Origin of the sequence: Haloarchaeobius marinus (genome assembly GCF_051207415.1) — an archaeon.
In the GTDB taxonomy this organism is placed as follows: domain Archaea; phylum Halobacteriota; class Halobacteria; order Halobacteriales; family Natrialbaceae; genus Haloarchaeobius.
In genome coordinates this window covers 160,297-184,204 of sequence record NZ_JBPKGD010000004.1, presented here as the reverse complement: position 1 = coordinate 184,204, position 23,908 = coordinate 160,297, and the positions used below count along the sequence as shown (strand labels likewise).

General features: G+C 65.7%; 19 protein-coding genes and 1 pseudogene. 13 read left to right on the top strand and 7 right to left on the bottom strand.

What is annotated here, in order from left to right; all coding sequences use genetic code 11:
• Positions 1–53: 53 nt before the first annotated feature.
• Positions 54–944 carry a branched-chain amino acid ABC transporter permease gene (locus ACSC1W_RS15840; protein ID WP_435348547.1) on the bottom strand — a complete coding sequence of 297 codons (891 nt, stop codon included), beginning with the start codon at positions 942–944 and terminating at the stop codon, positions 54–56.
• Positions 945–946: 2 nt separating this feature from the next.
• Entirely contained in the window at positions 947–2,008 is a 1,062-nt protein-coding gene (locus ACSC1W_RS15835; protein ID WP_435348546.1) for a branched-chain amino acid ABC transporter permease, read from the bottom strand.
• A gap of 251 nt (positions 2,009–2,259) precedes the next feature.
• On the opposite strand from ACSC1W_RS15835, the gene ACSC1W_RS15830 reads away from it, so the two are divergent.
• The 4 genes from ACSC1W_RS15830 (at position 2,260) to ACSC1W_RS15815 (ending at position 7,385) form a co-directional block, all read left to right on the top strand.
• Positions 2,260–2,745, top strand: coding sequence for a (2Fe-2S)-binding protein (locus ACSC1W_RS15830; protein ID WP_435348545.1), 486 nt, complete (start codon positions 2,260–2,262; stop codon positions 2,743–2,745).
• On the top strand, positions 2,738–5,122 hold the full coding sequence (locus tag ACSC1W_RS15825) for a xanthine dehydrogenase family protein molybdopterin-binding subunit (RefSeq protein WP_435348544.1): 2,385 nt from the start codon (positions 2,738–2,740) through the stop codon (positions 5,120–5,122). The genes ACSC1W_RS15830 and ACSC1W_RS15825 overlap by 8 nt, the downstream gene beginning before the upstream one ends.
• Complete coding sequence (locus ACSC1W_RS15820; protein ID WP_435348543.1) at positions 5,122–5,991, top strand: FAD binding domain-containing protein; 870 nt, start codon at positions 5,122–5,124, stop codon at positions 5,989–5,991. The genes ACSC1W_RS15825 and ACSC1W_RS15820 overlap by 1 nt, the downstream gene beginning before the upstream one ends.
• Before the next feature lie 125 nt (positions 5,992–6,116).
• Complete coding sequence (locus tag ACSC1W_RS15815; RefSeq protein ID WP_435348541.1) at positions 6,117–7,385, top strand: FAD binding domain-containing protein; 1,269 nt, start codon at positions 6,117–6,119, stop codon at positions 7,383–7,385.
• Between the two features lie 25 nt (positions 7,386–7,410).
• Here the strand turns inward: ACSC1W_RS15815 and ACSC1W_RS15810 are convergent, their stop codons facing one another.
• Positions 7,411–7,905: a VOC family protein gene (locus tag ACSC1W_RS15810; RefSeq protein ID WP_435348540.1), complete on the bottom strand. Its 495-nt coding sequence runs from the start codon at positions 7,903–7,905 to the stop codon at positions 7,411–7,413.
• A 284-nt stretch (positions 7,906–8,189) separates the two neighbouring features.
• Here ACSC1W_RS15810 and ACSC1W_RS15805 point away from each other — a divergent pair, with 284 nt between their 5' ends.
• The 3 genes from ACSC1W_RS15805 to ACSC1W_RS15795 are packed head-to-tail and all read left to right on the top strand — an operon-like array spanning position 8,190 to position 10,840.
• Positions 8,190–9,368 carry an ABC transporter substrate-binding protein gene (locus ACSC1W_RS15805; protein ID WP_435348539.1) on the top strand — a complete coding sequence of 393 codons (1,179 nt, stop codon included), beginning with the start codon at positions 8,190–8,192 and terminating at the stop codon, positions 9,366–9,368.
• Between the two features lie 25 nt (positions 9,369–9,393).
• The gene (locus tag ACSC1W_RS15800; RefSeq protein ID WP_435348538.1) at positions 9,394–10,149 is read left to right on the top strand and encodes an ABC transporter ATP-binding protein; all 756 of its coding nucleotides are present in this window, start codon (positions 9,394–9,396) and stop codon (positions 10,147–10,149) included.
• Entirely contained in the window at positions 10,142–10,840 is a 699-nt protein-coding gene (locus ACSC1W_RS15795; protein ID WP_435348537.1) for an ABC transporter ATP-binding protein, read from the top strand. The genes ACSC1W_RS15800 and ACSC1W_RS15795 overlap by 8 nt, the downstream gene beginning before the upstream one ends.
• Before the next feature lie 67 nt (positions 10,841–10,907).
• Here the strand turns inward: ACSC1W_RS15795 and ACSC1W_RS15790 are convergent, their stop codons facing one another.
• Positions 10,908–11,681, bottom strand: a complete 774-nt coding sequence (locus ACSC1W_RS15790; RefSeq protein ID WP_435348536.1) for an SDR family NAD(P)-dependent oxidoreductase — start codon at positions 11,679–11,681, stop codon at positions 10,908–10,910.
• Positions 11,682–11,829: 148 nt separating this feature from the next.
• Here ACSC1W_RS15790 and hisD point away from each other — a divergent pair, with 148 nt between their 5' ends.
• The 6 genes and pseudogenes from hisD (at position 11,830) to ACSC1W_RS15760 (ending at position 21,547) form a co-directional block, all read left to right on the top strand.
• Positions 11,830–13,146: a histidinol dehydrogenase gene (hisD, locus tag ACSC1W_RS15785; protein WP_435348534.1), complete on the top strand. Its 1,317-nt coding sequence runs from the start codon at positions 11,830–11,832 to the stop codon at positions 13,144–13,146.
• A gap of 200 nt (positions 13,147–13,346) precedes the next feature.
• Complete coding sequence (locus ACSC1W_RS15780) at positions 13,347–13,952, top strand: SRPBCC family protein (protein WP_435348533.1); 606 nt, start codon at positions 13,347–13,349, stop codon at positions 13,950–13,952.
• Between the two features lie 214 nt (positions 13,953–14,166).
• Positions 14,167–14,387, top strand: a pseudogene (locus ACSC1W_RS15775) (hypothetical protein); the annotation flags it as partial.
• A gap of 675 nt (positions 14,388–15,062) precedes the next feature.
• Positions 15,063–17,183 carry a PD-(D/E)XK nuclease family protein gene (locus ACSC1W_RS15770; RefSeq protein ID WP_435348532.1) on the top strand — a complete coding sequence of 707 codons (2,121 nt, stop codon included), beginning with the start codon at positions 15,063–15,065 and terminating at the stop codon, positions 17,181–17,183.
• Complete coding sequence (locus tag ACSC1W_RS15765) at positions 17,176–18,093, top strand: PD-(D/E)XK nuclease family protein (protein ID WP_435348531.1); 918 nt, start codon at positions 17,176–17,178, stop codon at positions 18,091–18,093. The genes ACSC1W_RS15770 and ACSC1W_RS15765 overlap by 8 nt, the downstream gene beginning before the upstream one ends.
• Positions 18,086–21,547: an ATP-dependent helicase gene (locus ACSC1W_RS15760; RefSeq protein WP_435348530.1), complete on the top strand. Its 3,462-nt coding sequence runs from the start codon at positions 18,086–18,088 to the stop codon at positions 21,545–21,547. The genes ACSC1W_RS15765 and ACSC1W_RS15760 overlap by 8 nt, the downstream gene beginning before the upstream one ends.
• Before the next feature lie 26 nt (positions 21,548–21,573).
• On the opposite strand, the gene ACSC1W_RS15755 is transcribed toward ACSC1W_RS15760, so the two are convergent.
• The 3 genes from ACSC1W_RS15755 to ACSC1W_RS15745 all read right to left on the bottom strand — a co-directional run bounded on the left by ACSC1W_RS15755 (position 21,574) and on the right by ACSC1W_RS15745 (position 23,851).
• On the bottom strand, positions 21,574–22,113 hold the full coding sequence (locus ACSC1W_RS15755) for a hypothetical protein (protein ID WP_435348529.1): 540 nt from the start codon (positions 22,111–22,113) through the stop codon (positions 21,574–21,576).
• A gap of 215 nt (positions 22,114–22,328) precedes the next feature.
• Positions 22,329–23,381: a hypothetical protein gene (locus ACSC1W_RS15750; protein ID WP_435348528.1), complete on the bottom strand. Its 1,053-nt coding sequence runs from the start codon at positions 23,379–23,381 to the stop codon at positions 22,329–22,331.
• Positions 23,381–23,851 carry a PDDEXK family nuclease gene (locus ACSC1W_RS15745; RefSeq protein WP_435348527.1) on the bottom strand — a complete coding sequence of 157 codons (471 nt, stop codon included), beginning with the start codon at positions 23,849–23,851 and terminating at the stop codon, positions 23,381–23,383. Before ACSC1W_RS15745 ends, ACSC1W_RS15750 begins: the two co-directional genes overlap by 1 nt.
• Between the last annotated feature and the right edge of the window lie 57 nt (positions 23,852–23,908).

Below are 23,908 nucleotides of genomic sequence, written 5' to 3'. Positions count from 1 at the left end.
TAAAGTTCCCCAGGGGGACGACGAACTGACAGGTCGAGGGCCGGTGGTGGGTGCTACTCCAGGCCGCCCAGCGACTGCCCGTAGATTCCCTGTGGCCGCACGAGGAGGAACAGGACCATCACGACGAAGATGGCGACCTCCGTCGCTGCGGGCCAGACGAGATACGAGAGCGAGCTCGCGATGCCGACCAGGACGGCAGCGACGATCGACCCGCGGAAGCTGTTCAATCCGCCGATGACGACCACCACGAAACTCTGGACGATGATCGCCGTCCCCATCTCCGGATAGATGCTGATCATGGGTGCGTGCAGAATCCCGGCGAGTCCGGCGATACCCACGCCGAGGGCGAACACGAGCGTGTAGATCCTGTCGATGTCGATGCCGAGCGCCTTCACCATGTCCCGGTTTTCGGTGGCGGCACGGACGATCATGCCCGTCGACGTCAACTGGAGGAACAACCACACGGCGAGGGCGACGATGCCCGCCATGGCTATCACGAACAGCCGGTAGGCAGGGTAGTCGACGAGGCCGAGCGGGACCGTGAAATCGAACAGCGCCGGCGTGGTGACCGACCGGCTGCCGACGCCCCAGACGAACTTGATGACCCCGTGCAGGACCAACATTAGCCCGAACGTCAACAGGAGTGACGATATCAGGTCCCGGTCGTACAGCGGGCGGATGACGCTCACCTCCACGCCGATTCCGATGATTCCGGTCGCGATGAGTGCGACGACCAGCGCCAGCAGGAAGTCGCCGGTGCCGCCGACCACCCCGAGGACTGCGATGCCGATGTACGTTCCCAGCGCGTAGAACGCGCCGTGTGCGATGTTGATGACGCCCATCAGTCCGAAGATGATCGTCAGTCCCATCGCGGTCAGCGCGAAGATACTCGCGAGTGACAGGCCGTTCAACAGCTGCACCAGGAACTGTGATACTGATACCATTGTTATGTCTCCGTGTTTGGGTGAGTTTCGGGCGTACCGCGCTGTTCCGACCCGGAATACCGCTCGTCGCTCTTCGGTGGGACCGTCACGGTCGAATAGGTCGTGTGTTTCTCCAGGTAATCCCTGGCCGTCCCGATGATTCCCTCCGGGAGGTACAACACGAGTCCGATGAAGATGAGGCCGACGAACAGCTCCCAGTGTTCCGTCACCGCACTGATGTAGTCGGTGATGAAGTAGTAGGAGACGCTGCCCACGACCGGTCCGACGAAGGTGCCGATGCCGCCCAGGAGGATGAAGAAGTTCACCTCGCCGGAGAGCAGCCAGCTGAGCGTATCGAGTCCGACGAAGTTCAGGAACGTCGGGTACAGAGCGCCCGCGAGGCCCGAGAAGCCGGCACTTATGACGAACGCGAGCAGCCGGTACCGGTAGACGTCGTACCCGAGGAAGCTCGCACGGTCCTCGTTTTCCCGGATGGCGTTGAAGACGTGGCCGAGGTTCGACCGCTTGAGCCGCCGAATCGCGTACAGTGCGCCGACGAAGATGAGGAAGACGAAGAGGAAAAACAGCATGCGCGAGGTCACGAGCCCCCCGAGCATGTCCTCGAACTGGAAGACGTACACGCCGGGAATCCCGATGCCGGGGGTCGACATCCCGTACAGGCCGTCGTCACCGCCCGTCAGCGACTCCCACTGGAAGACGATGAAGTATATCATCTCGCCGAACGCGAGCGTTATCAGGGCGAGGTAGGTGCCGCGCCTGCGCAGCGAGAGCGCGCCGATGAACAACCCGCCGACGAGTGCGAGGAGAACGCCTACCGGGATGCCCAGCAACCCGAGCCCGGCCGGCACGTCGACGTGGGTGAGGAACATGCCACACCCGTACGCGCCGAGGCCGAAGAAGGCGGCGTGCCCGAACGTCAACATCCCCGTCTCGCCGAGGGAGATGTGATAGCCCATCGCGAAGATTCCGAAAATCAGTCCGAAGATGGTCAGCGAGAAGTTCCCGGTGATGGCCGGAACCAGGAGGATTGCGAGAAACAGCAGTGGCAGTTCGCGTCCATCCACGATCGATGCCGTTCTCTGAAGCCACGTATCCGGCTGTGTTCGATTCGTCATGCCTAGTGGTATCCTCCCTCGGGCGAACATAAAATTAACGTACGCCGTACGGCCGCCACACAGCGAGCGCAGGGCGTGCACCGCACTACCCTGCCGGAACCGTCGAGAACGTGGCCAGAGAACCCGGGAGGGCCAGATGTAGTGGGGCAATCTTTTTACGCTCTTGCCTTCAGGATACAGCAGACCCTGCGTGAGAGATAATGGCAACACATGAAATTACAGTGACGGTTAACGGCACTGAGCACACGTTATCAGTTACTTCTGAGACGCTCTTGATCCACGCCTTCCGCGACCAGCTCGACTACACGGGCCCGAAAGTCGGCTGTCAGAGCACGATGTGTGGTGCCTGTACAGTCCACCTCGACGGGAGTCCGGTCAAATCCTGCACGCTCTTTGCAGTGCAGGCGGACGGCGCGGAGATAACGACCGTCGAGGGACTCGGCGACCAGGACGACCTCCACCCGCTCCAGGAGAGTTTCCGGGAGGAGCACGGCCTCCAGTGTGGCTACTGCACCCCCGGGATGATAATGGCCGGGAAGGCCCTGCTGGAGGAGAACGACGACCCGAGTCGGGACGAGATCGCCGAAGCGCTGGAGGGGAACCTCTGTCGGTGTACCGGCTACGAAAACATCATCGACGCCGTCGAAACCGCGGCAACAGCGATGGACGGTGACCGGAATGAGTGAGCAGTCCCGCGGCCACATCGGGGAGGCCAGAGCGCGACGGGAGGACCTGGAACTCGTCACCGGGCACGGGAGCTTCGTCGACGACATGAAGCGACCGGGGATGGCGTTCGCCTCGTTCGTCCGGAGCGAGTACGCACATGCACGGATCGAGGACATCGATACCGAGAAGGCGACCGCACAGGACGACGTCCTCGCGGTGTACACCGCCGACGACCTCGCGCACCTCCCCGCAGACATCCCGCAGATATACCGGGTCCCGACGCTCACCGAAACGAGGTATCCACTGCTGGCCGAGGAGAAGGTGCGGTACCAGGGGATGCCCGTCGCGGTGGTCGTCGCGGAGGACCGTTACGCGGCACACCACGCGGCCGACCTCGTCGAGGTGGAGTACGAACGGCTCGACCCGGTGCTCGACCCGGTGACGGCGTCCGACGACGACGCACCGACCATCCACGAGGACCGCCCGGACAACGTCGCGTTCACCTTCGACATCGGGGACGAGGAGGCGGTCGAGGAGGCGTTCGACGAGGCGGCACAGACGGTCAGCTTCGAGTACGAGAACCAGCGAATCGTTCCCAACCCGATCGAGCCACGGGCCGTCCTCGCCGACTACGACCCGTACACCGACGAACTCGACGTCGTCGTCCCCAGCCAGCAGCCGTTCCTCCACAAGACGATCATCTCGACCGTCCTCGACCACCCGAAGCGGAAAGTCAGGGTCGAGGCACCCAACATCGGAGGCGGGTTCGGCGCCAAGTCGATGGTCTACCCCGACGAGGCGGTGACCGCCTTCTGCGCCAAACAGGTCGAACGCCCCGTGAAGTGGGTCGAGACGCGGTCCGAGGCGTTCCAGGCTACGGAGCACGGGCGCGGACAGGTCATCGAAGCGGCAGTCGCCGTCGACGACGATGGGCAGATTATCGGACTGGACGTCGCGTCGACCGCCGACGTCGGTGGCGAACTCGGGTCGAAGGGCTGTCTCCACCCGTCGACGACGTTCGGACTCCTCCTGTCCGGCCAGTACGACATCCCCGCGATCAACTTCGACAGCACCGCGATGTACACCAACAGGGTCCCCATCGGCGTCTACCGTGGTGTCGGCCGGGCCGAGGCGATCTGTACCCTCGAACGGCTCGTCCACCTCACCGCGCGGGAACTCGGCGAGGACCCCGTCGAGTTCCGCAGACGGCACTTCGTCGCCCCCGACCAGTTCCCCTACGAGACGGCTGTCGGGAGCGTCTACGACAGCGGGCAGTACGAGCGCGCACTCGAGAAAGCCATCGAGATGGCCGACTACGAGGGACTGCGCGAGCGCCAGGCGTCCCTCCGGGAGGAGGACCGCTACCTCGGCATCGGCATCTCCTGTTTCATCGAATCGGGCGGACTGGCCCCCTCCAGCCTCTCGGAGCTGTTCGGGATGGGACAACCGGACGCCGCCGTGAAGTCGAGCTACTGGGAGTCCAGCATCGTTCGTGTGCACGGGTCCGGCGAAGTGACCGCGTACGTCGGGACGTCCAGCCCCGGGACAGGCGTGGAGACGACCCACAGCCAGATCGTCGCGGACAAACTCGGCGTCGACGTCGAGGACGTCGACCTCATCGAAGGTCGAGACACGGCCGGCAACCCCGACGGGTCCGGGAGCGTCGGCTCGCGCAGCGCGCCCGTCGGCGGCGGCGCGATGAAGTTCAGCATCGACAAGGTCATCCGGAAAGCCGAGAAGATTGCAGCCCACAAGCTCGAAGCCGACCCCGAAGACGTCGAGTTCGAGGACGGCGAGTTCCACATCGCGGGCGCACCCGAGCACTCGTTGACGCTGCAGGCCGTCGCCCAGGAGGCCGAAGTCGCCACGGACCTGCCCGAGGACCTCGAACCCGGGCTCGAGGCGACGTCGTACTACGACCCGGAGAACTTCACCTGGGCCTTCGGCACCCACATCGCGGTCGTGGAGGTCGACGAAGAGACCGGCGAGGTCGACCTGCGGGACTTCTACGCCGTGGACGACTGTGGCGTCCAGATAAATCCCCAGATCGTCGAGGGACAGATCCAGGGTGGCATCGCGCAGGGAATCGGCCAGGCCCGCTACGAGGGCGCCGCCTACGACGAGAACGCGAACCTCATCAGCGGGTCGCTGCAGGATTACACGGTCCCCAAAGCGGGCTTCCTCCCCGACCTCACCCTCGACACCACCGAGACGCCGAGCCCGCACAACCCGCTCGGCGTGAAAGGCGTCGCGGAGTCCGGCACGATCGGCGCGACGCCGGCGGTCGCCAACGCTATCGTGGACGCGCTGGAACCGTTCGGCGTCGAACACATCGAGATGCCGATGACAGACGAGAGAGTGTGGCAGGCGATGCACGGCAACGAGGGGGGACGATAATGTATCCGGAACCATTCGACTACTACCGGGCCGAGACCGTCGAGGAGGCACTGTCGCTGCTGGACGAGCACGCGGACAGCAACCCCGCGGTACTCTCGGGCGGGCACAGCCTCGTTCCGACGATGAAGTCAGGGCTCGCGTCGCCGGACGTGGTCGTCGACATCGGCGACATCGACGCGATATCCGGCGTGGACACCGGTGACGGGACGCTCGAAGTCGGTGCCTGTACGCGGTACGAAACGGTGGTCGACAACGAGACCGTTCTGGCCGGTGCACCGCTCCTCGCCGAGGCGACCGCGGAAATCGGGGACAAACAGGTCCGGAGCCGGGGAACCGTGGGCGGCAACATCGCCCACGCCGACCCCGCCTCGGACCTGCCGGCGGTGATGCTCGCCACCGACGCGACGATTCACGCCCAGGGTCCCGACGGCACCCGCTCGATTCCGGCCGACGAGTTCTTCCTCGGCATCTACATGACGGCGCTGTCGCACGACGAGCTACTGACGGGGATATCGATTCCGACGGTCGACGAGGGGACGAGCGCGTACGTGAAGAAGGAGAGCCCGTCGTCGGGCTACGCGATGATCGGTGTCGCGGTCCGCATCCAGACGGCGGACGGCACGGTGTCGGACGCCGGCGTCGCGGCAAACGGCGCGAAGAACTACGCCGTGCGTCTCGACGCCGTCGAGTCGCTGCTCGAAGGGCGGCGCCCGGACGATATCTCCGCTGCGGCGGCCGGCGAGAAGGCGATGGACGGTATCGCCGTCGAGGAGATGATGGACGACATCCAGGCGAGCCAGTCCTACCGTGCACAGCTCCTCGAGAGCTACACGAAGCGAGCCGTCGAGACGGCACTGGACCGGCTGTAACCGACCGCTCTCTCGGCGGTTCATATCGGTTCGCTCCCGCCGTGGGACTGTCACTCGCCGCGCCCCCGGTCGCCGACGGTGGTTTTATTCGTGTGTGCGGAAATCTACCGACACAGGCCCGACAGATGTCGCCACGCATATACGACTACGAGGGACCACCGCGAGTCTGCCACGACGGACACGTGTACTACGACGCCGAGGTGATGCGGGAACGGTACGACCTCCCCGACGTCGACGAGCGCGCCGAGACGGTCGGTTCGATGGACGGTCGGCTGGAGGTGCTGATATCCGGCGGGTCGATGGGTGGCCTGTTCGCCGCACTCGCGCTCCGGCAGGCCGGACACGACGTCACCGTCTTCGAGCGGACCGAGCGCGGTAAGATGAGAGAGCGCGGCGCCGGCATCATCGCCCACCCGGAGATGCTCACCTACCTCGAAGAGCAGGGCATCGCCGCCTGGGACGAGATAACGACGTACACCACCCGCATCCACCATCTCGACCAGGCCGGCGACCCCATCGACGTCGAGGGGCGGGCGGTGTACACCACCTCCTGGGACACCGTCTATCGGGCGCTGCGCGACGCCGTCCCGGAGTCGGACTACCGGATGGGAACACAGACCACCGCCGTCACGCAGACCGACGACGGCGTCTCGGTCACGCTGGCGGACGGCGAGACGGTGACCGGCGACCTCCTCGTCGCCGCAGAGGGCTACCGGTCGGACACCCGTACCCAGTTTCTCCCGGAGCGAACGCCGGAGTACGCGGGCTACGTCGCCTACCGCGGGACGCTGCCGGAAGACGAGGTCCTCCCAACCTACCCGACGCGATTCAGCGACATCTACAACCTGTACCACGCCCCGAACTCGCAGTTTCTCACCTACCCCGTTCCCGGCCCGAACGGCGAGATGGAACGCGGGGACCGGCGGATAAACTGGGTGTGGTACTTCCCCTTCGAGGAGGGCGAGGAACTCGACGACATCCTGTACGACGACCAGGGGACCCAGCGGTCCCACTCCCTGCCGCCCGGCCTGATGCGCGAGGAGGTCCGCCAGAAGCAACTGCGCACCGCCGAGGAAATCCTCCCGCCGCAACTGGCGTGGGTCGTCCGCCAGACGGACGAGCCGTTCGTCCAGTGTATCTACGACCTGACCGTCCCCCGGATGGTTTTCGACAACGCCTGCATCATCGGCGATGCGGCGTTCTTCATCCGGCCACACATGGCCTCGGGTACTGCCCACGCCGCAGCGGACGCACTCGAACTGGCGGAGTCGATCCACACGACGGATGGACTCGAAACCGCACTCGCCGCCTGGGAACGGGACCGGGTGGAGGCGGGATACCGGCTGGTCGAGGAAGCGAAGCGGCGCGGCGACCGGTACGTCGGGAAGTTCTGAGCGTCGTCTGTCGCCCGCGTGTCTATCACTCGGTCGCGTCGTCCCCTACCGGGGAGATGTTCAGCGACCCGTTCGCAGCCTCGCCGGTCTGGGGGTGCAGTTCACTCCGGTCGACGACGCCCGCAGTGATGTCCTCCGGCAGGGCGTCGATGTCAGGGTAGTCGACCTCGAGGAGGTTGCCCGCCGGGTCGCTGAGGTACATCTGTGCGCTGTCGTCCGGGAGCCGGTAGACGCTCCCCTCGGCGTTGTCGTCCCAGTTCGCGAAGAAGTCCCCTTCCTCCGCGCGGCGGTAGATGCCCTCGAAGTCGTCGACGGTCACGCCGAAGTGGTAATACGGAACGGCGTCCATCTCCCGTTCGAAGAGGTGGAGTTGCCCCGAACCGGCCTGTAACCACTGGACCGGCACCTCGAAGTTCGGCGTCGGGATGCGTTCCATGCCCAGCACGTCACAGTAGAACTCGGCCGACTCGTCGATGTCCTTCGCGAGGACGCTCACGTGGTTGAAGTCGACGGTAACCATTGGCTCGTTCGCTCTGTTCCCGAAGCAGGTACAATAAGATTCCCGTGTTTTTCACCGCACAGGCGTCGCTCCACTCTCTCGTCTGGTTGCGACGGAGTGCTAACCACTGCGACGCACCGGAAAACGTCGATTCGATGATGGCTCTGGGGGTAACCTTTTTTTATGTGGTTCACGAGGTACCGGTAGCCATGCAGACAGATGACTCTTCGGCTAGGGAGGAGACGGTCTCTCGACCGACTCGACGTAGCGTTCTCAAAGCAGCAGGAACGGGCGGACTGGTCGGGATGACGAGCATTAGCGGCTGTGCAAGCCTCATGGGCGGCGACAGCGAGGGCGCGGTTCGCCTCGGCACCGCCTTCCCGTACACGGGACCGTACAGCGAGGAGGCGAACACACAGAAGCAAGGCGTCGATCTCGCAGTCAAGGAGATAAACGAGAACGGTGGTCTGAACGGCCGCGACGTCGAGGTCATCGACCGGGACACGGAGCTGTCGGGCGACGTGAGCGCCCGGCGGGTTCAGGACCTCATCTTCAACGAGGACATCGACCTCCTGTGTGCGAATCTCTCTGGCGGCATCTCGCTCCAGACGAACACGCAGGCACAGGATAACGACATCCCGTACATGGCGGGCTGTCAGACGATTCCCGACCTTCACGCGCAGGGGTTCCTCTACGAGTGTACGTACACGCCGTACGCGCTGACGGTGCAGTCCCAGCGGGCGAACGCCCGGTACATCTACAACAATCTGGGTGAGAGCATGTACGGGCTGTACGCCGACTACGCCTGGGGCCAGGACTCCTGGAACCACCAGAGCACGGCGTTCGAAGGGCTCGGCGGAACGATCGAGGGCCAGGTGACCCACCCGCTCGGCGGGTCGGACTTCTCCTCGCAGATGTCGGAGATCCAGGACTCCGACGCCGACGTCCTGTTCATCCACAACCTCGGTGCCGACCAGGCGACCGCGATCAACCAGGCCCGCGAGTTCGGACTCCACGAGGACATGGAGATATTCATCGGCGTGACGACCACGACCGTCGCCCGCCGTGCCGGACGTGACCAGTGGGAGAACATCCACGCCGGCATCCAGTACAGCCCGGACGCGGACAACGCGGCGACCCAGGAGTTCAGCCAGAAGATGGAAGACGAGTACGGGAACCCGGGCGACTCGTACTCCGCGGTCTGTTACACCGGCGTCAAGGAGTTCGAACGCGCCGTCAACACCGCCGAGAGTCTCGAACCGGACGCCATCACGGAGGCCATCAACAGTAATCCGGGGTACCAGCACACGAAGACAGGCGAGGAGTGGCGGGACTGTGACAACCAGTCGATTCAGGACTGGTACATCGTGGAGGGCAAGCCCAGATCGGAGCAGGAGGACGAGTGGGACATCTTCTCCGTCCAGGGCAGCAGCGGCGGGACCGATATCATCGCCGCGTGTGACGACCCGATGTACCAGGAATAAATATGCCCGCCGCCAAGGTTGGTTCATGACACTACTGCAAACAGAGGGGCTGACGAAACGGTTCGGGTCCATGACGGCTGTCGACTCCGTCGATTTCCACCTGGAGGAGGGTGGCATCGCCAGCATCATCGGCCCGAACGGCGCCGGAAAGACGACGTTTTTCAATCTCATCACCGGCGAGTACGAGGTCACCGAGGGTTCGATAACGTTCAAAGGCGAGGACGTCACGGACACGTCCTCCCACGAGCGCATCAATCAGGGCATGGGGCGCGTCTTCCAGATATCGAACGTCTTCCCGGAACTCACGACCTTCGAGAACGTCCGGCTGGCCGTCCAGTCGATCGACAGGGGCGACGAGAGTGGACTTCTGGCGAAGGCTCACGACAACCAGGCTGTCGTCGACACCGCCCACGAGATCCTCGAGGATCTCGGTCTCCACGACAGGCGCAGCATGACCGCCGATTCCCTCCCGTACGGCGACAAGCGCCGCCTGGAAATCGGGATGGCGGTCGCGCTCGAACCGGACCTGCTGTTGATGGACGAACCGGCCGCAGGGCTGCCCGAGGAGGATCTCCACGAGGTCATCGACTTCATCGAGACCATCGCCGAGGACCACACCGTCCTCCTCGTCGAACACAAGATGGACGTCGTGATGGGGCTGTCGGACCGGATTTCGGTCCTCCACGAGGGGCGTCTCATCGCCGACGGGACGGCCGAGGATATCCGGAACAATGAAGAGGTCAAGCGCGTCTATCTCGGGGAGGACGGTCAGTATGCTTGAGGTCAACGCGATAGACGCGTACTACGACGAGACGCAGGTGCTGTTCGACGTGAGCCTCTCGATCGAGACCGGGGAGGTCGTCTCGCTCGTCGGCCGGAACGGGATGGGGAAGACGACCACGGTCCGGTCGATTCTCAACCTGGCCGAGGTCAGGAGCGGCACTATCGAGTACGAGGGCGAGGACATCACAGGCGCCCCGACGGAGAAGATCGCACAGCGGGGAATCGGTTACGTCCCCGAGGAACGTGACATCTTCAGCGACCTGACCGTCGTCGAGAACCTGAGGATGGCCGGCGTGGACATCGGCGGTGCCGAGACCGAGAAGCGCATCGAGGAGGTGTTCGAACGGTTCCCCAAACTCCGGGAACTCGAAGACAGCAAGGGTGGTCACCTCAGCGGCGGTGAACAGCAGATGCTGACCATCGGTCGTGCACTCGTCGGGGACAACGACCTGTTGCTCATCGACGAACCGACGGAGGGGCTCGCACCGCTTATCGCGGAGGACGTCGAGAAGGCCGTCGCCGACCTCAAGGGCGAGAAGACGATTCTCCTCATCGAACAGTCGACGGAGTTCGTCTACAACCTCTCTGACCGCATCTACGGCATCGTCAACGGCGAAATCGTCTACGAGGGCGACCCCGAGGACGCCCGGGAGACCGGCGACGTGAAGGACATTCTCACCGTCAGTTAGCCGGCCTGCGTCTCGCCGGGCGGCCGGTTCTACCGGCCAGCAGGTATCGCACCTGTAGCCGCCAGTGTCAGTACCACACCGTGCCGGCGTCGACGTTGATGTCCTGCGCGGTGATGTGTCGACCCTTCTCGCTGGCGAGGAACGCGGCCACCTCGGCGGTGTCTTCGGCCTCGACGAGCGTTCCCAGCGCGGTTTCGTCGGTGAACACTTCGGCTTTCGCCGCCTCGTAGGAGACGTCCCGGCGCTGTGCCTGCGCCTCGATCACGTCCTCGATGCGCGGACCCGCCGTCGCGCCCGGGCAGATGGTGTTGACCGTCGCACCCACGTCGCTCAGTTCGAAGGCGAGCGTGCGTGTCAGACCGACGACGGCCATCTTCGAGGCGACGTACGGCGTCCGGTCCGGCAGCGGACGCTTGCCGCTGATAGACGAGATGTTGATGACCCGCGGCTGGTCGCTGTCTTCCAGTGCTCCCACCGCGTGTTTCGTCGTGAGGAACATCCCGGTGATGTTCACGTCGAGCGTCCGCTGCCACTCCTCGAGCGACACCTCCTCGATCGGAGCCGTCGGCCCGGCGATGCCGGCGTTGTTCACCACGCAGTCGAGGCCATCGAACTCCTCGACCGTCTCCGCGACCGTCCGCTCGACAGACGACTCGTCGGTGACGTCCGTCTCCACGGCGAGCGTCCGGTCTGGCGCGTCGATCAACTGCTCGGTCTCGTAAATCCCGTCCGACCGGGCCGCGAGCGCGACGTTCGCGCCGTACGCCGCGAACCGCCGTGCGATTTCGCGTCCGATACCCTGACTCGCACCGGTGACGAGAGCGGTTACGTCCGATAGCACAGCAGTACGTCCACCCGGAATCCTCTTAGGTTGTGGGGGTCGCTCGACATGGGTCCGGCACGCTGTCGAGACGCCGCCCGGAACGCAACACTTGATTGATAGGTTGGAAGCAAAATATTACTATCGAGGGGGCATACGGCGAGACACCATGGGTAGGCAGTACCTCAAACAGACGGACCACGATTCGATCGAGATAGACCAGGAGGTCACCGAAACTGTCCGGGACATCCTGGACGAGGTTCGTGCACGCGGCGACGACGCGCTCCGGGAGTTCACGCGGGAGTTCGACGGCGTCGAGCGCGAGCAGCTGCGGGTCAGCGACGAGGAGATTCAGACAGCCCGCGAGCAACTCGACGCCGACAAACGCGAGGCCATCGACAACACCATCGCGAACGTCCGTGAGTTCCACGAAGAGCAGTTCGCCAACCTCGACGGCTTCGAACGCGAGTTCGACGAGGGCGTCTCGCTGGGAACGCGGCTGGTCCCCATCCAGCGGGCGGGGGCGTACATCCCCGGCGGCCGCCACCCGCTGGTCGCCGCGCCGGCCATGTCCATCGTCCCCGCGAAGGTGGTCGGCGTCGAGACGATGGTTGCGTGCGCGCCCCCACAGGAGGACGGGTCAGTCCAGCCCGCCCAGCTGTACGCGATGGACCAGGCTGGGGCCGACGAGATCTACTGCATCGGCGGGGCGCAGGCCATCGGCGCGATGGCCTACGGTACCGACGCCATCTCCGCCGTGGACAAGGTGTGTGGCCCGGGCAACGTGTTCACGACCGAGGCCAAGCGCCAGGTGTTCGGCCGCGTGGGAATCGACTTCCTCGCCGGGCCGACGGAGGTGCTCATCGTCGCGGACGCGTCGTCGGACCCGGCGCTCGTGGCGACGGACCTCCTGGCACAGGCCGAGCACGACCCGAACTCCCGGCCGGTGCTCATCGACCTCGACGAGGACCACGCCCGCGCTGTCGTCGAGGAGTTCCACGACCAGCTGCCGGAGTTCCGCACCGAGGAGGTCGCCCGCGAGTGCTGGGAGGAGAACGGCGAGGTAGTCGTCGTCGACTCCCGCGAGGAAGCCTGCGAACTCGCGAACGAGTACGCGATGGAGCACCTCCAGGTGATGGTCGAGAACCCCCGCGACGTGCTGGACGACCTCCACAACTACGGGTCGCTGTTCATCGGCGAGCACGCACCGGTCGTGTTCGGCGACAAAGCCGTCGGGACGAACCACAGCCTGCCCACGCTGGAGGTCGCCCGGTACAGCGGCGGCATCAACGTCACGACCTACCTGAAGATACTGACCCACCAGGAGACGACCGCCGAGGGGGCTGCTCGCGTGGCGCCGTGGGCGGCACGCATCTGCCAGCTCGAGGGGACCCACGCCCACCAGGTGTCGGCAGAGGAGCGCATCCCCGCCGACCACCCCTACTGGACGGAGTACGCTGACGAAGGCTCGCGCCGGCCGGAGTAGACGGCCGCTCAGGACTGCCGTCACGCGGACGCTCTCCGGGTGCCGACTCCTCTCGACGCTCGACGGGCGACCTCTCGGAGTGGGAGCGCGTGGGCGACGGCACGGTCGGCCGCGCGAAGCAACTGTTTTATTGTCCAGCCACGCACAGTAGCCACTGGAACGGTCGAGCGCCGCATCCGACCGGACAGCGGAGTGATAACATGGAATTCGACGGCACATTCACCATCGAGGACGTATCGGCGAAAGAGGTCTGGCTGTCCCTGTCCGACCCATACATGATAAAGCAGGCTCTGCCGGGTTGTCAGTTCCTGACGAAGGTCGAGGACCCGGACGACGTCGACTTCGAGGCGCTGCGCGAGCAAGCCGAGGACGAGGAACCGTCGCTGCTCCCGGAGGCCGACCCGGACGAGGTCGCGGAGCGCGGGTTCGACGAGGGCGAGCACTACGCCGCACTGATGGAGATCAGCGTCGGGGCGGTCAGCCCGAGTTTCCGGACGGTCGTCTCCATCGACGAGTGGGACTTCCCCGAGGGGGCCGCATCCGGCGAAGGGGATTCCAGCGGGAGTTCCTTCGAGATGAACTCCTGGATGGAACTGGACGACCACGATGAGGGCGTGGACATCAACTGGCACGCCGAAGCGGACGTCTTCGGCCGGATCGCCCGGATGGGCCAGCGGGTCATCAACCCCGTCGCCAACCGCGTCGTCAACCGGTTCTTCGGGAGCGTCGAGGACCAGCTCACCGCCGTCGCCGAATCCGAGGACGAGGCCGGCGGCTTCCGCGACCGGGTCCGCGATTTGATATAACGAGATTGGTGGGACCGAAGAAAGAATGACCCGTCTATCGTAACAGACGGGGGACTTTTCGAGGGGGTATCGCGGTAGTTGTGAGTGATAGGGGGAATCTAGAATACAGACGACCCTCTTCGATAACGATGGAGAACGGTGCCACTGTCTGGCCCTGTCAAAGTACTAAAAGAATTTATGAGTATGCCATCCTATCAGCTACAGATAAATTCAGTCGCTCCACGGGGCACGGGATGTTCGACTGGACTGCTCTCTACGGTCAGCGCAGTCAGAACGAGACCGTGGACTCCCGGCACAAACGCAAGTACGGCGCGTTCGTCGGCTCACGGCACTGGTGGGAACAGTTTCGAGAACTCACGATCGCCCGGCTTCGCTCACAACCTCGACCGGTCACTCTGGTTCAGGTTGGACTGCGCATCCAGGTTGATCGAATAGCGTCGGTCTCGGGTTTCTTTTGTAACGGTCACACACGCGGTATGGGCGTTCTCGGCACCATTTTCAGATGAACTTCGTGGTCTTGGTACTCGTCAACAGCGTCGTAGTCGATACGTCGAGGAGTATTACATGGATGTCCAGGCCCAGATTGAGATGAACTACTGGGCAGAGCCTGAAGGAAAGTCGAAGCAGTCCCAAATCCCTCCGGTCGAAGAAAATATCTACAACTCAGCAATAAACGCGTAGTGATAATATCGTAAGCAGGCACCATGATTAAAGAGTTACTCGAGTTACCCCCCACGGACGATGTCCACAAGTACAGCCGCGAGTGCAGTTCGGCACGCTATCTCCTACGTTGCGACCACGTTACGTCGCCCAGGGGGTTCCTCCCCTGATAGCTCTTCGTCGACGAGTCGTTCTCGAAACTCGTAGCGGAAGCTACGGCGCACTCCGCAGCCAGTTCATATTTCGGTTCCGTGAACTGACCCTCCAGTTTGTCGCGCGAATGCTCCGCAATCAGGTCAGTTACCTTGCCGAAGAGCAATCGAATGGGGTTCAGACCGTACCGCCTTCCGTAGAGCAGCGAAGTTCGGCACAATCCCGTAAGGCAAATAACTCGAACCCGGTACAGTTCTGGCCCACACAATCATTACACTGATAGCTGAATCCCAACCCATGGGCGATACGACTACAGGAGACGACCCGCCGCTATCTGGAGACCTCCGTCTGCTTCCGTTTCTGAGCGACCCGCTTCCGGACGCGGTCGCACCGATCTACGCCGACCTCGCCGCCGAGCACGGTGCGGAGAACGTCCTCGTCGTCAAGCGGTTCCCGACCGGGATCGACGACCTGGAATCTGCACTCGCCGACGAGACGGACGGTGTCACCCAGCCCAGGGTCACTGGACTTGCCGCGCATACGAGACGCGTGCTTGAGGAACTACCAGACACCCCGCGAGTGCTGACGCCGGCCGAGCAGGGGTTGCTGCTGGAAGCGTTCGCCGCCGAGTTCGAGTGGGAGTCGCCGTACCTCGAACGGGCGAGCGCCCACGAGTCGTTCGTCCCGGACCTGGGACGGTTCGTGGCCGAGGCGACCTGGCAGGGAAGCAGCATCGAGACGGCGGACGAGCACCTCTCCGACCTCGCGCGGTTCAACCGGTCGTTCCACGAGTGGCTCGGGAGGCACGGCCTCCTCGACCCGGGGAACGTGCTCACGACGGTCGTCGACTCGCTGCGGGACGACAGCACCCGCGACCGGATACAGCGCTCGTTCGACGCGGTCCTCGCGCTCGAGTTCGAGGAGTTCACGCGGGTCGACCGGCGGTACCTGGCGTGGCTCACCCGAGGCGTCGACCTGGTCTGCGTGGCCGAGCGAGAGAGCGCGATCCAGCGGCCGTGGAACGAACCGGGCCGGATCGAGGACCACGTCCCGGACCTCGAGACGAACCGGCGGTCGGACGGTGGCGCACGCTCGCTACCCAGTGCGGTGGCGTCGTTCCTCGCCACCGGCGAGCGCCCGGATTCGACCGGGGACGGAACCGTCACGGTACTCGAGAGTCCGACGTTCGAGGCGCAGGTCCGTCGCATCGCGGACGAGATCGAACTGCTCCGACGGCGGGAGGGAATCCAGTACGACGACGTCGCGGTCGTCCTGCAGGACTCGAAGGCGCCGATCCCTGAGACCCTCCGGTTACTGCAGAACGCGGGCATCCCGGTCACGTCGGCGACGGTCGGTGGCCTGGAGCACGACCCCGCGGCGCGTGAACTGTACGCCGTGGTGAGCTGGTGCGCCGGCGAGGCAGAGCCCGACGTCGGCTGGACGGACCGCCGGGCGAGGGCGCTGTTGCAGGCCCGGACGGACGACGCGACGGCCGCGACGCTGGACGAGGTCGCGAGACTGGGTGACGAGGACTCCCTCGAGGACGCACTCTGGCACTGGTGCGTCGAGAGCGACCTGAAGGGTCGCGTCGCGGACGACGAGACCCCGCTCGAGGCCAAGACGCAGTTCGAGCACGTGCGCGAGGTCCTCTCGCTCGCGGGGTTCGTCGACGAGTCGCCGCTCCTCGACGCGACGTGGGAGGCCCTCTGTGGCGGACTGGAGCGAGAGATGCGACGCGCCGCGGCGGACCGACTCGCCACGGAACTCGACGTCCCGGCGGACGGCGTCCTCGTGGACACGGTCCGGGTCGTGAAGAACTGCGCCAGGGACACCGCGTTCCTGGTGAACGTCGTCGACCGGGACTACCCGGCCGACCCGCGGTTCACGTCGCTGTTCCCCACACCACAGCTCGAACGGCTGGCAGGCTATCCGTCGTTCACCACGGCCACCGAGGCCGACGTTCGAGAGACGTTCGCGACCGAGACCGAGCTGACGACGCGGCCACTGCACGCCTACTACGCGGCGCTGAGCCGGCGGTTCCTCGGGGTCGGCGCGCGTGCGGCCACGAACCGCCTGTACTTCGGCACCTACCTGGAGGAGGCCGGCGGGACCGGGAGCAACCTCCAGCCGTCGCGGTTCCTCGCGGCGGCGGAGGACGCCTTCGGCCCGTTCGACCGACTCGAACACGACGGCGTCCACAGTCACGGGAGCGCGGTGGAGTTCGCGCTGACGCGGTCGGACCGGGCGCTGGACGAGATCCGGCGGGCGGGCGTCGTCGGCGACCCAGTCGACGTGACGTCGGTCGCGGCGGACTTCGCCACGGTACAGACCCTGCTCGACGGGGACCTCCCGCCGGAGGTCGCAGAGGCCATCCGGACGCGGGTCGACCTCGCACGTGGGGTGGTCCACCGTGAGTGACGGCGTCCGTCGCGTCTCCCCGTCGAGTCTGGCGGTGTACGCGGCCTGCCCGCGCCAGTACCAGTACGACAAGGTCTGGGACGTGGCGTCGCCGGAGGAGTCGCGGCGCTACCTCGACCGGGGCCTCGCGTACCACGGCGCGATCGAGGACACGTGCGCGTGGGCCGCCGGGCAGGACGAACCGGTGACGGACAGCGAGATACAGGAGTACGCCCGGTCCGCCATCGAGGACCGCTGGGTGACCGAGACGGACCGCGGCGAGTACGCGTCGGACGCACAGTACGCGTACGACCGGCGACTCGCGGTGGCCGCGGTCGCGGCGTACTTCCGGGAGGACGGCCTCGAACACGCCCGGAACTCGGTCGAACAGGAGGCGTGGCTCACCTGCGACCGCGGCGACGTGCACCTGCACGGTCGCGTCGACAACGTGGTCGCGACCGACGAGGGCCTGCAGATCATCGACTACAAGGGGTCGCTGACGGGCATCGTCTCCGGCCGGACCGAGGGGAAGATCGAGGAGCACCACGCTGGCGAGGCGTACCACGCCTCGATCCTCAAGAGCGTGTTCCAGGCGGCCGCCTACATCGAGGGGGCGAAGAACACCGACCACTACCGGCCCGGGATGGACGTCGAGTTCACCTTCTACGGGGTGATGCAGGACAGAGAGCGGATTCCCGAACGGGACGGCATCACCGTCGAGGTCAGCGGCCGGGGGCGCGACGTCGGCCGGATCTACGACGAACACGAGGACACCATCTGGGAACTCGTCGCGGACTGTTACCGGGGCATCGTCGACGCCGAGCACGAGCCCGTTCCCTGGGACCGCATCAGGGAGAACGCGTGCGGCGACTGTGCCTACCGCGGCATGTGCGGCGACTACCTCGGCGAGGAGGTGCGCCTGGATGACTGACGAACCGCACGCCCCGACCGACGACCCGGACCCGCGTCCGGCCCAGGAGGACATCATCACGAGCGACGAGTACCCGATGCGCGTCCTCGCGGGCGCCGGGACCGGGAAGACGTTCACGATGGTCCGGAAGATCGAGCGCCTCATCGAGAACGGGACGCCGCCGGACCGGATCCTCGCGCTGACGTTCACCAACAAGGCGGCGGACTCGATGCGCGAGAAACTCGTCGAGACGGTCGGCGACCGCGGCTACGACATCGAGGCGTACACGTACCACGCCATCTGCCACGAACTCCTCCAGGAGTTCGCCTACCACGCCGACCTCGACCCGCGCTACGACATCGCGACGGACGCCGACCGGTTCGCACTCAGCTACGACGTCCTCGACGAGATGCCGTACCGGTTCACGGACCCGGACGTGTACGACGGGGTCGAGTACGCGACCGGCGCACCAGAACGCCTGCTCCAGTTCGTCCCCGCGATGAAGCGGTCGGGCATCGGGCCAGACGACGTCGACGCGTACCTGCCGTCGGTCGACCGACTGTTCGAACTCGGCGACCTCGCCGCCCAGGTCGAGGCGGCGGCGACCGAACACCTGCGCGTCAACTGGCGGAAGATCACCGAAGAGCGACTCGACGAGCTCTGCGAGGGCCTCACAGCGATGCAGGCCGTGCTGGCGGACCTGTGCGACGGACTGGCCGACGAGGGCATGGAGGCCCACGTCCGGTCGTACCTCCAGTTGATGATCGAGACCTGTGCCGAACTCGTCGCCTTCTACCGGGCGAACGAGGCGGCGATACTCGACGGCGACCTGCCGTACACCCACAAACTGCCGGCACACCTCTTCGGACTGTACTCCAGTGCCCCGAAGGGGATGCCCGACCTCGACTACTCGCTCCCGGGCCGGCTCGACGAGTTCGTCGAGCAGTGCCAGACCGTCTCGGACCTCGTCCCCGGCTACCGTGCGTACGAGGCCAGACTCGACGAGGAGACCCTGCTCGACTTCAACGACCTCGTCCTCGAGGCGGTGTCGCTGCTGCAGGACGACGCCGTCTCGGCGTGGCTGGGCGAGCGCTACGACTACGTCTTCTGCGACGAGTACCAGGACACGGACACGGTCCAGTTCGACCTCGTTCGCCACCTCGCGGCGAACGCCGACCTGTTCGTCGTGGGCGACGACGACCAGGCCATCTACGAGTGGCGCGGCGCCAACGTCGCGAACATCGGGTCACGGCTCGAGGGGGCGTTCCCGGACCTGCACGACGCGACGCTGGAGGAGAACTTCCGGTCGAGACAGCCCATCCTCGACCTCGCGAACGAGGCCCTCTCGCGACTGGCGTCGCGGGGGAGCACCAAGGAACTCAGGGCGGTCGGCGGAGACGCCGAGGCCGAGGCCGGCGTCGTCACCGTCGAGGCCGACGAAGAACTCGAGGACGAGGCGACCCAGATCGCGAACGCTGTCACCCGACTCGTCAACGGCGAGGCCGACCTCGACGGGGAGTCGTACGGCCCCGGTGACGTCGCCGTCCTCGTCCGGAAGAAACGCCACGCGAGGCCGATACTGGACGAACTCGCCTCGGCGGGCATCCCGTACGAACTCGGCGGCGACCTCGCGTCGCAGGCGCCCGGCGTCGAGACCGTCGTCGCCGCGCTGAAGGCGCTCGCCGACCCCCGCGACGAGGTCAGCCTCAACCGCGTGCTCGCCATGCGCTACCGGCTCTGTACGGCCGACCTGGAACGGCTGAACACGTACGAGACGGCCGACGACGACGAGGACGCGTCGTTGCAGACGGCGTTGCTCCAGTTGCCACTCGACGCGTTCGACGAACCTGACCGGGTCGAGACGGCCAGGACGCAACTCGGCGACCTCTGGGGGAAGCGCGACACGTACTCGCTGTCCCGGCTGTACCAGGAACTCAAGTCGACGATGCGCATCGAGTGGTTCCTGTCCGAACAGGAGCGCCGCGACCTGCGCGCGCTCGACGAGGTCGTCTCCGCCTTCGAGGACGGTGCCGTCCAGCCCGAACTCTCCGCGGAGTTCGTCGACTTCCTCACGCATCACGACGTCATCACGGACGTCTCTGACCGGTCGATGGAGGACCAGCCCGAGACGCAGGACGCGGCGGTCTCCATCATGACCATCCACAAGAGCAAGGGCCTGGAGTTCCCCGTCGTCGTCCTCCCCCAGTTGCAGGCCGGCGAGTGGGAGCCGAACTCGCGGACGTACGACCTCCTCAACCACGTCCTCGACGGCGGGGCACCGACCGACCACGACTTCGCAGAGCGCGACGAGCACGAGGCCCGGCGACTGCTCCACGTCGCCATCACCCGGGCCGAGGACGTCTCGATACTCGTCGGGCGCGACGACGGCGACGACGGCGACGATGCCGCCGACGAGACGCTCCCGGTCGAGGTGATCGCCGACCTCCTGCCGGAGCGCGTCCCCTGGGCGATCGACGGCGTGTCCTTTCCGATCTGGGAGACGGTGCGCGAGAGCCTCCCGCCGACCGCCGTCGACGGCACCGACACGCTCGCCGCACCCGTCGACGTGACCGAACGCGTCGCCGCCGTCGACGGCGACGAATCACTCGTCCGGTCCGCGGCCCAGGAGCGCGTGCTCGACCTCGCCTCCGACTGCCTCTCGGGGGCACTCGACCCGGAACTCGCAGAGACGCTTCCGGAGGACGTCCTCGGCGAACCAGCGTCCCTCGGCGTGCACCGCAGACACAGCTACACGTCGCTCGACACCTTCGAGACGTGCGAACGACGGCACTACCTCACGCACGTCCTCCGGGCGTTCGACGACCCGGTCGAGGGGGCCCACGACGATGGCGGTTCGGGGCCCAGCCAGCGCGAGATCGGCATTCTGTTCCACGACACGGCCGAGCGCGCGGCGAACCGGGGCTACACGACCAGGGCGGAGTGGACGGAACTCGCCGGTCGCCTCGCGACGATCCGGGGCCAGGCGGACGTACTCCCCGCGGTCGAGACCTGCATCGACCGGTACTTCCAGACCGACGCGAGCGACTGGGAGATACTCGCGGCCGAGCGCGGGTTCGAACTCGAGTTCGCCTCCGAGACCGTCGTCGGCATGATCGACGCGCTCTGTCGTCGCCCGGACGGCGACCTCGTCGTCCTCGACTACAAGGCCACCCAGCGTGAGCGCTCGCTGGAGGAGAGCCTGCAACTGCCCATCTACCTGCTCGCCTGCGAGCAGCTGTTCGACGACCCCGTCCGGACGGCCGGGTACGTCTACGTCGGCGACCTCGGCCCCCGACTGGACCTGAAGACGTTCACCGACGCCGAGCTATCGGCCGTGCGGGACCGCCTCGAAGAACAGGTGGCGCTCGCGTCCGAGAGTTCCTTCGAGAACTACTCGGCCGGCGAGCACTGCCAGTGGTGCCCGCACCGGAGCCTCTCGTGCAGCGCGGAGGCCGGACTCGACGAACTGGAGTAGGTCGATGGGGGTTCCCCGCGTCGGGATCACTCCAGTTCGGCGCGCGGGCAACTCACCTCGACCCCGTTCTCTCGGGGGTCGACGGCCTCGATGGCCTGCGCCCGGAGAACGGTCTGGTCGGTGATGAAGTAGTTCGCCGCGTACACCGGTGGGTCGGAGTGGCGAGTCTCCGTCGCGTTCGGGTCAGGGTAGTAGCGGTACGCCGGCCCCCGGACCGCGAACCGTACCAGCCACCCCCCGTCCGTTCGAGTCGCACTCTCCTCCACCAGTACGTCGACCGTGTCCACGTCGATGGAGACGACTCGCTCGTAGCGCTGGAGCACGTCCCGCTCGACGATTGCCTCCTCGAACTCGATGGCAAACGCGAGCGCAGACTCGCTGGTGAACGAGTCCGGTCTCTCGGGGCACGTCGGAACCTCGACGTACGATCCGGTTCCCGTCAGTGCGGAGGTCGTCGAGGACGGCGTGGCGGTCGTCGACTGGTTCGACGGCGCCGCCTGACCGAGGCATCCGGGGAGGGCGAGGGTCCACCCGCCTGCAGCAGCGAGGAATCTCCGGCGGTTCATATCAGTCCACTAGCGTGTCGTGGGTAAGTACGTGAGGCAAGGACAAAGAACCGTTTCACCGGTCCGAGGCAACTCGGTGCGTCCCTCCTCGAGCCATTGCTCGGAGAGCATCCGGAGACGTTTGTACAGTATCGCCAGTGAATCCCCTTCCAGGGCCGCGTGCGAGCATCGGAGCGCAGGCCGAACGGGATTTCTCGCGTTACCCGTGTCGCTCGTCAACTCGTCGTTCGACCCTCGTACGCCGTCACGATCTGCAACTGGCGGTCGACCAGCGGCTCTATCTTCGGACTCCGACAGTCGACCTCGAGCAGTTCCTGCTGCCAGTCGAGTCCCGACTTCCCGTTCCAGACGCCGTAGATCGTCACCTTCGGGAGCACGAGGACGCCGAAGAGCACGCTCAGGAAGTAGAGCAGGTCGGCCACCTCGCGCCAGTTCGCCTCGACCGTCCGCGGTACCACGGGCGCGAACTGGACGTGGTGGGCGAGCAGTCCCGCGTCGTGGGCGTCGTCGACGAAGCCGTAGTCGTTGCTGAGGAGCAGCGGCGTCTTCCGTGACTCCGCCTCGTAGGTCGCGTAGCCGTCGACGATGCTCTCGTCCCCGGTGCCCGTCTCGACCTCGTCGACGTTCCGCGTGGCCATGAGTTTGCGGTACGCGTACAGGCCGAGGAAGCCCTCCCGGTTCGACCCGGCAGGCTGGTCGGACAGTCGCTCGAACTCGGGCCCGAAGGCCGCTTCGAGGGAGCTGGTGTCGTAGTGTTTGAAGTACCAGTCGAGTTCCTCCTTGACGCCCGTCGCGAGGGCGTAGCCGTTCGTCGCCCGACGGCCACTGTCGTCTTTCCGCCCCGTCCTGTGGTCGAACCCGAGGACGCTCGGGAGTTCCCAGGGGAACACGTTGGCGTCGATGCCGAGGACGAGCGGCGGGTGACCGTGTTCGAGGTCCCGGTAACCGTGGCGGTCGAGGTACCCCTCGAGGTCGTCCTGGTTCGTCGGCGGAACCAGGCCGGCGGCGGTCAGCGCCCGCACGTAGGTCGAGTGGTCGGGGAGGTCCTCGTAGGCGCTCTCGTCGCAGTCCCGGAAGACCCGCTCTCGCGTCGCCTGGTAGTCGTCGACGTCCTTCGTCAACCGCACCTCGGTCTCGTCGGGGGCGTCGAGCCGAATCTCGAGCAGTTCGCCGACGACGTCTGCCGGGTGGGAGACGGCGATCCTGTCGGTCCCGGTCCGGTGCAGTGCGTTCAACAGGGGGACGAGGTGGGACCGTGGAACCTTCATCAGAACACCTCCGAGAAGTCGACGAGTTCGGCCGCGGTCCGGGGGATGTCGGGGAGCACGGCACCGAAGTACTCGTCCGAATCGAGGTGCAGGTAGAACACGTGGTCCGCCGCGAATCGAATCCCCGCCTGGAACGCGATTGCCGACATGAACTTGCGTCCAGGCGTGACGTCGACTGCGACCGTGTCCGTCTCGGTCGCTGCCGCGATGGGCTCTCGGATGTGGTCGATGATGCCCCGGAAGTCCGTCTCGTCCGCGAGTTCGGTGACGTTGACCGTCGCCGCGCTGTTCCCGTACGCCTCGGTCGTCACCGCAATGAGCGAGGTGACCGCGTCGAGATACGGCTCGACGCCGGGATTGCTCAACAGATGGACGACGTCCGGAACGTATCCCTCGTCGCAGGCCGCGACGAGGGGATTCACCACCGATTCGACGTGTGTGCTCATCGCCGTCACCCACACTGAAACCATGTGACAATCGACGGAGGGCGGTGGGATAAAGATTGGCAGGACGCCCCGCTCTGGGTA